This window comes from Streptococcus sp. GMD1S (assembly GCF_000296875.1).
Lineage (GTDB): Bacteria > Bacillota > Bacilli > Lactobacillales > Streptococcaceae > Streptococcus.
On record NZ_AJQY01000039.1, the window covers coordinates 1 to 10,160 of the forward strand.

The following is a 10,160-nucleotide window of genomic DNA, read 5'->3' on the forward strand; positions in this document are numbered from 1 at the left end:
TTGCCGTTCACATCTTTCTTGATTTCTGGCTCGTCTGGTGTTGGTGGCGTTACTGGGACTTCATTAGAGTCCTTGTGGTATTTTGGATTATGATCAATATCATAAGAAGCCTTATTCGGAATCTCTGTCTTACCATCTTTATTCACATAAGCTGATAAGTTGGCATTATCTCTAATCTTAGCCTTGAAATTCACTTCAATTGACTTACCGGCATCTGCTTTTACAGAAGCTTCTGTAAAGGCAACTTTGATGACTTGACCAGAAAGTGTCACTGTCGCCTTCGATCCTGCATCCTCACCATCAAGTTTAACAGTAGCTGAAGCATTCTCACCGACAAATTCTAGAACTTCTTTCAACTCGTCTGTCATCTCAAACACAGTTGCGCTGGCAGGCATTGTTGTTTTCAAAGTATAAGTAAATTCTTCATTACGTTTTACAAGATCATAACGTTCTGCTCTGTTTACTTCCTTCTTAAGCTCTGGAGTAGTGGTTGGTGGTGGTGTAACGGTAACTGGTTTTGATTCTTTCTTAGAATCAGGATTATCATTAATGATGTAGCTAGCAGTATTTGGTACTACCGGCTTGTCTTTTGATTCATTTGGATAAGCTGCTAAGAGTGCATCAAAGGTAATGCCTTCCTTCACCTTAGCCTTAAATGAAACTTGTACAGCTTTACCAGCATATTGTTTCACTTGCTCTTTACCAAATGTGACCGTCAAACGTTGACCTTCTGTTGTTACAGTGAGGTCTTGAACAGCTTGGCCATCAACAGTGACCGTTGCTTCTCCTTCAAATGCCAATTCTTTGACGATATCATCTGAAATAGTGAAGCTATCTGCCACATGTGGAACCGTTGAGTCAATCGTATAAGTAAAGATTTCTGATAACTTACCAAGATCTGCGTGTTCCTGACCATTCACCTTCTTAGTGATTGGCGGTGGAGTAACAGTGACTGGCTTGGTTTCTTTCTCACCTTGTTGGTCATTCTTGTTGGTGTAAGTAATCTTAGCTTTGTTCTCAATAGATGGAACAGTTGAGCCTTTCTTCACTTTGGCATGAATCACGAGCTCTACTTCTTGGTTACCGTAGTCACCCGCATTCGCAAAATCTTTCATCGTTGCAGTCACGGTTTGACCTTGAACTGTTACATCGAAGAATTTCGCTGCCGCTCCCTTGATTTCAGCTTGACCTGGAGTCAAGTTCTCATCCAAGGTATCCGTTACAACGAAGGACTTGTACGTTGTAATATCATTTGGCAATTTCGCTTTGATATTATAAGTAAAGTCGGTTTCTGCCCCGATTGTTGCCTCTGTCAGTGTTTCGTTGATTTTCTTATCAACACCTGGTTCTGATGGAGGGGTTACGGTGACAGGTTTCGTTTCTTTTTCTCCGCTATGATCGTTCTTATCTGTGAAGCTGAACTTCGCAGTATTTGGAATGTTGATACGAGTCACTCCATCATTGATCTTAGCCGGAATAATCAATTCCACTTCTTGACCAGCAAGAGCTGTAGCGTTCGCAAAGTCCTTCATCGTTGCAGTCACGGTTTGACCCTCAACTGTTACATCGAAGAAGGCTGCAGCTGCTCCTTTGATAACTGGTTTGCTTGAAGTTTCATTGATAACTGACAAATCTCCTTCAAGTGTATCTGTAATCACAAATTTCTTGTAATCTGTAATATCTGTTGGAAGTTTTGTCTTAATGTTGTAGTTATACGCTTGACCTGTCGCGATATCTAAGTGATCAAGAGTTTCATTGATCTTCTTCGTTACAGGAGGTGGCGTTACGGTGACAGGTTTCGATTCAACTTCTTTCTCTACATTATTCTCATTTGTAAAGGAAATAGAAGCCTTGTTTTCAATGATTGTGCCTGTCACACCATTTTTAACTTTTGCAGGAATGACTAGTTCAACAGTTGAGTATTTTGCAAGTTCACCAAACTGACCATCCTTCACCGTTGCCGTAATCTCTTGGCCATTGGTGTGGATATCAAAGAGGGCCGCTGCAGAACCTTTAATACTTACGTCTCCTGCAAGTTCCAAATTAGCATCCAGTGTATCACGAATCACAAATTTCTTGTAATTAGCAACATCACTTGGTACTGCTGTTGTAATGTTGTAGTTGTATGGTTGCCCATCAAACGTTTGGAAGCTATCCAAGTTCTCATTAATCTTCTTATCAATAGAAGGTTCTTGTGGTTTTGGTGGTGTAACCGTTACTTTATTCGATGTTTTCTTGATATCATTCAAGGCAACATCTGCCGTGTTAGGTACTTTAATTTGACCATCTTCCTTATATTTAGAAAGGTCAGCACCCGGACGAATCTTAGCCTTGAAGGTCAATTCTAGGTATTGAACATCTTTAGTCTTACGACGCGTTACCTTACGTGAGATCTTTTCGAGTTGAGTTTTATCAAGAGTCAGTGAAACAGTTTGACCTTCAACTTTTGCAGCAGTTTTCAAGTCAGTATTATCTTTTTCACCAAGTTTTACATTCAAGCTATCTGCCTGAACTTCCAACTCTGAAACAACTGTATCCGTAAGGCTAAATGTATCTGCAATGCCTGGCCATGGAACAGTCACTTTGTACTCAAAGAGTTCCTCTTCTGCCTTCAAATCTTCATGTTCTTTGTCATTAACCTTCTTCGTAATTTCTGTTACAACTGGAGGTTTCACGTAAACTGGATTTGAACGGCGAATGGTACTTGGTTTGTCAGCTGTTTTAGCATGTTTACTTGGATCAGGATTATTATCCTCACCATTCCACATGATATTACCCTGGTTCAGCAAACCGAAGCCATCATTATCCTGAAGAAGGGCCATGAATTCTTTGCTCGCTTGATTATTGCGATATTGCTCCTTCAAGCGAACGGTAATGGTCATTTTAGCTTTTTGAAGCACTAAGTATTCATAACCATTCACACTTGGTACATCAGCAACAACAACTTCACGTTCGTTTCCGAGATCGTCATTTTGTTTCACTACACGAGTCAAGATTTGACCTTGTGGTCCAGAAGCATGATGACCTACAACTTCTAAACGATAGTCAAGAGGGTCTGTCAACATAACGTTTTGCTTAAACTCATAAGGAACGTTGTTGAAGTTGTAATCTACTGTATAAGTAAATGTTTCGTCTTTGGCAGACAAGTTAGCCGCATAGGCTGGTTTTTTAGTCAATTGAAGTGGATCTTCAATAGTACCAGTATCATTGCTTTGATCTTGGTCTGCAATTTTCTTGGTGGCACTTGGGTAACAGTATTCAAGTTTTTGAACTTCTACAGTTTCTTTCGAACCACCGATTGTTTCAGTCGCAAAATCACCAACTTTAAATTTACCAGTCAGCTCAGGAACTGGAACTGTCTCCTTAACTGGTTTGTAGTCTGCAGGAGGGTCTTGCTCATCATCCTCATCAACTTGTTCAGCATGTGCTTCCTTACTCAAATCATAGTCAAACTTGTTGTTTCCTGGATTAAAGACACTCTCTGGAACAGAGATTGTAACCTTGTCTCCTTCTTGAACAATCTTACCACGAATTTCTTTCTTCGAATCGGTAACCTTTGATACAATCTTCTTACCATTAATTCGAACTGCATCTACCTTATATCCTGGAGTAACTTCAAACTCACCTTTGATATCTTCTTTAACCAGAGCAGCACCAACAGATTCTAGAACTCGACTTGAGAATTTATTGATATCGCTTTGTTCATTAACATAGAAGGAAACATCTTTTCCATTGATATTTTTAGCTGGAGAAGCCATCCCCTCTAATGCTTCATGGAAAATCTCTTGGACACTTCGGTTATCCCCTATATCAAAATATTTTGAATAACCTTCTTTATATGTGTCATAGTACTGAGCTTTGGAATTCGCAAAGATTGTTACGTCTTCCCAGAAACCAACTACTACTGTTCCTTCAGAACCAACAACATTTTTAAGTCTTGTAGATGCTTCCTTAACCTCTTTCACACGCCCTAAAACGTTTTGAGACGCCTCTGTTAGTTCATTAAAATTCCATGCACGTGTAAGAATATTGTTCCGATAGTCACTGTACTCTAGACGAACCTTACCATCAGGGTCACGTTTCCCATTGGCAACACCATCCGTAATCAAAAGAAAGATAGTTTTACGACCATTAGCCATATTCCCTTTTCTTTCATTATATTGAGCAATGACATCGTCAATAGCTGGAACAGTTGGTGTTCCTCCCGCTACTTTAATATTATTAATGAATTGATGGATATCATTTTGGTCAGAAGACAAGTTACTTGCCTTGTATTTGTAATCATAGTCAGGTCCCCAACTACCATAAACATCTTTACGGCCTGTAAAATCGTTATTGTAGTAGTAGTTGTATCCATCTGCACCTTGGAAGGTCGCCATCATAACCCGGTCTGATGTATCTGGATTATCAGTCTTAACCAAACGTGGGTTATTTTCATCATACTCTTCTTCCTTCACAAATGTCGTCAGAGTTTTTAAAGCATTCTGGACATTTGGAATGGTGTTCTTAAATGATCCACTCGCATCCTGCAAGATTACCAAATCCACTGGTTTTCTAGGCAGGCGCCAGCTAATTTTTTCCGTTTTTTCAATTTTACGGGAACATCCATTTTGTGTTATCTTTGTATTTCCACCTACTTCAATAGTACTACCGCCTTCATTTGCTGCAGCGCTACCAAGTATCTGTCCCATTAAGGCTAATGGAACAGATAAGAATAAAATGATAAACAATATGGAGACCTTTTTAATGAAATCTCTCATTGCTATTTCTGAAATCCTATTGTGATTTCTTCTTCCCCCTTTTCTATAGTAGATATATGTTAGTTGAGTAGTGTTTGCAACTCTTTAGAAAAGCTTTCCGCATCGGAATGGTTAACCAATACATTTTTTACTTCTTGCTTTTTGGTTACAAAATACATACTTGGTATGGTCTGAACCTGTAATAGATCTGCAGCTGATTGATCTTCGTCATAGTAATAAGGGAAAGTGTATCCTTTTTCCTTAATGTATCGATCAGCACTCTCTTTTGTTTCTTTACCAGGTTCGTTCATATTTAGTAAAACAAAATTGATCTGTTCACCATACTTTTCATACATCTGCTGAACAATGGGTAGTTGTTTCTGACAATGAGGACACCAACTAGCCCATTCGACAATTAACATAGGTTTATCATACAGCTCTGAACTAGCAACCAATTTACCGTCTTGAGAAGTCATTTTAAATTCTGGAAGTTGTTGACCTTTTAGACTCAAGGCAGTATTGTTCTCAGCACTTGAAGTTGATTGCGAAACTGATGAAGTCCCTACTTCTCCGTCCTTAGCGGGTCTAGTATAATAAATCAAACCCACCGACAATCCGATGATGACTCCCACTGCTAAAAACGGAAGCCACCACTTATCTTTTTGCATAGAATCTCCTTTCCTTTTTGATGAAATATGGCGAGTAGAACTTGAGTAAATAATATATTAAATAATTTATAAACTCTCCAAAACTCATCCATTCCAAAAAACATTTTATCATTTACTAATTCGTATTTCAAGAAATATGTTGTCAAATTGTAAACTTTTTTCTTCCCCCCGCTAAACCCGCCACACTACTGCATTAAATAGGTATAATGAAAATGATTGGACGTTATTTTCTAATTATTTTCAGAATATTATTTCTTTTTAATGCATAATTCACTCTTTCTTGTTTTCTGTTTTTCTATATAATAACTATACTAAAAACAGCAACGAAATACATTTAAAAATTTGCAATAATAAAAAAGATTGCCCAATCAGACAATCTTTTTTATGTTCTTAATACAAATCAAGATAATTATCAACTTCCCATTGTGACACAAAGGTTGCATAGCTAGCCCACTCGATACGTTTAGCTTCAAGGAAGCTCGTGTAGATGTGTTCACCTAGGGCTGCCTTGACCACTTCATCCTCAGTCAAGGCTTTCAAGGCGTTGTGAAGCGTTGATGGAAGGTCAGTAATTCCAGCTTCCTTACGCTCTTCCGCTGTCATGATATAGATATTTTCTTCGATAGGAGCTGGTGCTTCGATTTTGTTTTCAATACCATGCAAACCAACTTCCAATAGAACTGCCATAGCGATGTATGGGTTTGCCATCGGGTCCACTGAACGCAACTCAAGACGAGTTCCCATACCACGTGAAGCTGGTACGCGCACAAGTGGCGAACGGTTACGACCAGCCCAAGCAATGTAAACAGGCGCTTCATAACCTGGAACCAAACGTTTGTATGAGTTAACTGTTGGGTTCATGATAGCAGTATAGTTGTAAGCATGCTTGATCAAACCGCCAAGGAAATGGTAGGCCGTTTCAGACAACTGCATTCCTTTTGGATCATTTGGATCAAAGAAGGCATTGTTTCCTTCCGCATCAAACAAGGACATATTACAGTGCATACCTGATCCAGCGATACCAAATTTTGGTTTTGCCATAAAGGTTGCGTACAAACCATGTTTGCGAGCAATAGTTTTAACAACGAGTTTAAAGATTTGAATCTTGTCACAGGCACGGAGGACTTCATCATACTTGAAGTCAATTTCATGTTGACCAACCGCAACCTCGTGGTGACTTGCTTCTACTTCAAATCCCATTTTGGTCAAGACATTCACGATTTCACGACGCGTATTGTCTGCAAGGTCAGTAGGGGCCAAATCAAAGTAGCCACCCTTGTCATTTACCTCAAGAGTCGGATCCCCATTTTCATCCAACTTAAATAGGAAGAATTCTGGTTCTGGACCAAGGTTGAAAGATTTGAATCCTACTTCTTCCATATGACGAAGTGCACGCTTCAGATTACCACGAGGGTCACCTGCAAATGGTTCGCCTTCTGTTGTATAGACATCACAGATCAAACCTGCAACACTTCCATTTTCATCTCCCCAAGGGAAGACTGTCCATGTATCCAAGTCTGGGTACAAGTACATATCTGACTCATTGATACGTACAAAACCTTCAATAGAAGAGCCATCAAACATGGCTTTGTTTGACAAGACCTTATCTAACTGTTCATCTGTAGCAGGAATTTCGACGTTTTTCATGGTTCCCAGAATATCTGAAAACATGAGACGGATAAAGGTAACATTTTTTTCCTTGACTTCACGACGAATATCTGCAGCTGTGATTGGCATGGGTTTTCTCCTTAATATATATGACTACTTGCGATTGCCTAACCGCGACCAAAGGGTGACCGTACTGAAGCAAAGCGCCCCTGCTGGAGGAGTTCATTGTGGAGTGCACGACGCACTTCCGTCTGACTCACAGCTTTCTTGGACTTCGCCTCGCGTTCAGCATATTTTTTCTTAATCGCAGCAATATTATGACCTTCAGAGATATAATCTTTGATTTCAAGCAGACGATCCATATCATTCAACGAATACATGCGACGGTTCCCTTCGTTTCGATCAGGTTTGATCAACTCTTGATCTTCATAATAACGAATCTGACGCGCCGAGAGATCGGTCAATTTCATAACACTGCCGATAGGAAAAACAGCCATATTTCGGCGAAATTCTCTTTCCTTCATTTACAATTTCCTTCTTCCTGTCTATTATAGTCTAAAAAAAGACATACGTCAACGAATAATGTCATAAAATGTAACATTATTTTCTTTTTTTCTCCCAAAAGAGTTTCAGTTGCTCAATATCATAATTTACAAGGATTGCGACAAAAACTCCCATAAATGTTTCAAATACGCGCGCAAACACGTACAAAAATGTTTCTCCGCTTGGTATTGATAGGGTAATGATCAACATGGCTGCTACACCACCAATAACTCCTGCCTTGTTATTCATGGCAACGTTTGTCATAATGGTTAACATGGTGCAAATCGGAACAACTAGTAAGGTTACCCAAAAGGCTCCATGAAATAAAGTGTTTAAGAGGAAAAAGACAAGGGCGTAAAAACCGCCAATGCTATTTCCTAAGATACGCGAAGTTCCAAAATGGACGCTCTTATCAAAGCTCTCTCGTAGACTGAAGACCGCTGTCAATGCTCCGATTTGAAGCCCCTTCCAGCCAAAAAAACCAAAAATCAAGAGAACTATAAATACAGCAATCCCCGTTTTGAAAGTTCGCATACCAAGCTTGAACTGTGACTTATCAAATTTATATTTTTTAAAATAACTCATAATCTCAACTTTCTACTACCATTTTAACATAAATTAGTTGATTTTATGAGTGAAAATCAATAGGAAGCGTTTTTAATTTAGGGCTATAAAAAAGAGGAAACAGAGTTCCTCTTTTCTATTTAAATTCAGAGCTTAGTTACTTTCGTCTTCTTTACGTTTCAACTGACCAAGTCCTAAAACTCCTACTAAAGCTGCTAGACCAAGATATGGCATGTAGCTTGAATCATTTGTACCTGTTTGAGGTAGAGTAGGGTTACCTTTTGGATTTGGAGTAGGAGTTGTTGGCTCCCCTGGTTTCTTAGGTTCTGGCGTTGTCGTGCGAACTGTGTTTGAAGCGTAAGCAACTTTATTCACAGTATTTACATAGGTATTTTCAAAGGTTCCGACAGCAATTCGTTTCATTTGAATATAAGTCTCAGCTTGGAATGGAGAATCCAACTGAATCTCTTGAAGGAATTCTTCCTTGAAGCGAATGGTAATCATTCCCTTATCTTTATCATGTTCAACCTGTGTTTCAGCTGTTAAGTCTGTCCCTGCCTTGATAACACGACCGTCTTTCAATCGGATATCAACCTTGGCAAGAACTTTATAATTTCCAGTGTATTGATCACCTTTTTGGTCATAATCATCTACAAAACTATAGTCATTTAAGTCCTCAGAATGATTTTGTGGAATCAAACCACCAATTAAACGATAATTGAAGTACTGGTTCAACGGAATTGTTTGGCCATCGATATTGTCACTGCTTGGATCCATACTGATTGTCACATCTTTTTTAGGTGTGATTTTCGGTACATTATTGACAACTACTTCTGTAGCATAGCCATTTCCAAAATCAATTTGGTAGGCTTTGTTTTCATACTTACCACCCGTTTGACCAAATTCAGGTTTAACTGTCATCGGATCTGTGATTAGCAATGATTTTCCTGCTGCTACATAGTTCTTGTAGAATTCGGCTGGATTATCAGCTGAGAAGAGTTGGAAAGCACCTTTAACAGTGATGTTTGCTTTCTTCAACAGATCTTGAACCTTCTTAGGCGCAGCTTCTAAACTATCAAATTGTTGAACACTGACACCTGGTACAAGATTGCCCTCTAGATCACGGATCTTAACCAATTCTGGTTGAAGGGTTAAGGCTTCTTCTGGATAATCATCCACATAGTAGAAACCATTTTGAATCGCTTCTTTAGAAGATTTATCTCCCTTGTATTGGTCCAAATCCCATGTGAGTTCATAGTAGTTCGTTGAACCAGCTAGAACTTCTTTGCCATCAATATTCACACCTTGCTTGTTCTTGTTAACTTTCAAAGGCTTGATGTAGTTGTTATTTGGATTGTCAGGATCATTTGGTTTACCTGGAGTCGTTACACGAACAATGTTTGACTTGACACCGTAGGCATCGTTGACTGTCAATGTAAAGTTGTTTGTATAAGTCGCCCCATCATTCAAGACACGACCAACAACAGTTGGATATAGAGTCTCAAAGGACTTTGTCAAATCTGCATTGAAAGCTGCCAAGGTCTCCTCAGTAGCCTTAAAGGTTACAGTGTGACTAGCTTTGTCATAGCTTGTTTCAAAACCTTTGCTTGCAGCCTTGGTTGCTTCCAAATCAAACTGATAGCCAGTTGGAAGTGGATCTACCAATACAAACGAAGTTGTTTTTGGACGCCCTGCAGTTAAAGCTTCCGTTTTCAACTCAAACTTCACTACAGACTGCTTAGCAACTAGAGTACGGTCGATATCTACTCCATCCTCATTTTTAATTTCTTTATTAATCTGAGGTTGTGCAAATAGACGATTGTAATGGAAGTGAACTGTTGGCACCGCTGGTGGTGTTGGCAAGTGCTTAGGAGTTGGTGCTAGCGGCGGAGTTGGCAATGGATCATAATTTGGCTCTTCTGGTTTTGATGGCTCTGGTTGATCTGGAGTTTTTACCGGTGGAGTTGGCTCATTTTCATAGCTTGGTGCTACTGGAGCTGGTTCCAATGGTTTCTCTGTCTCATATGTTGGCTCTTCT

Annotated in this window: 5 protein-coding genes and 1 pseudogene; all 6 read right to left on the reverse strand. The window is 39.4% G+C overall.

All coding sequences use genetic code 11. The features are described 5' to 3' along the window. Positions 1–4,760, reverse strand: a pseudogene (gene padA, locus GMD1S_RS05635) (LPXTG-anchored isopeptide-forming adhesin PadA); the annotation flags it as partial. 59 nt (positions 4,761–4,819) lie between these two features. Then, positions 4,820–5,407, reverse strand: coding sequence for a TlpA family protein disulfide reductase (locus GMD1S_RS05640; RefSeq protein WP_001168154.1), 588 nt, complete (start codon positions 5,405–5,407; stop codon positions 4,820–4,822). A 390-nt stretch (positions 5,408–5,797) separates the two neighbouring features. Beyond that, positions 5,798–7,144, reverse strand: coding sequence for a type I glutamate--ammonia ligase (gene glnA, locus GMD1S_RS05645; protein WP_001122885.1), 1,347 nt, complete (start codon positions 7,142–7,144; stop codon positions 5,798–5,800). Positions 7,145–7,182: 38 nt separating this feature from the next. Beyond that, the gene (glnR, locus tag GMD1S_RS05650; RefSeq protein ID WP_000664333.1) at positions 7,183–7,539 is read right to left on the reverse strand and encodes a transcriptional repressor GlnR; all 357 of its coding nucleotides are present in this window, start codon (positions 7,537–7,539) and stop codon (positions 7,183–7,185) included. 76 nt (positions 7,540–7,615) lie between these two features. Further along, on the reverse strand, positions 7,616–8,143 hold the full coding sequence (locus GMD1S_RS05655) for an FUSC family protein (protein WP_000119887.1): 528 nt from the start codon (positions 8,141–8,143) through the stop codon (positions 7,616–7,618). A gap of 132 nt (positions 8,144–8,275) precedes the next feature. Then, the coding region (locus GMD1S_RS05660; protein ID WP_000330989.1) for an SspB-related isopeptide-forming adhesin at positions 8,276–10,160 on the reverse strand (1,885 nt) is incomplete at its 5' end.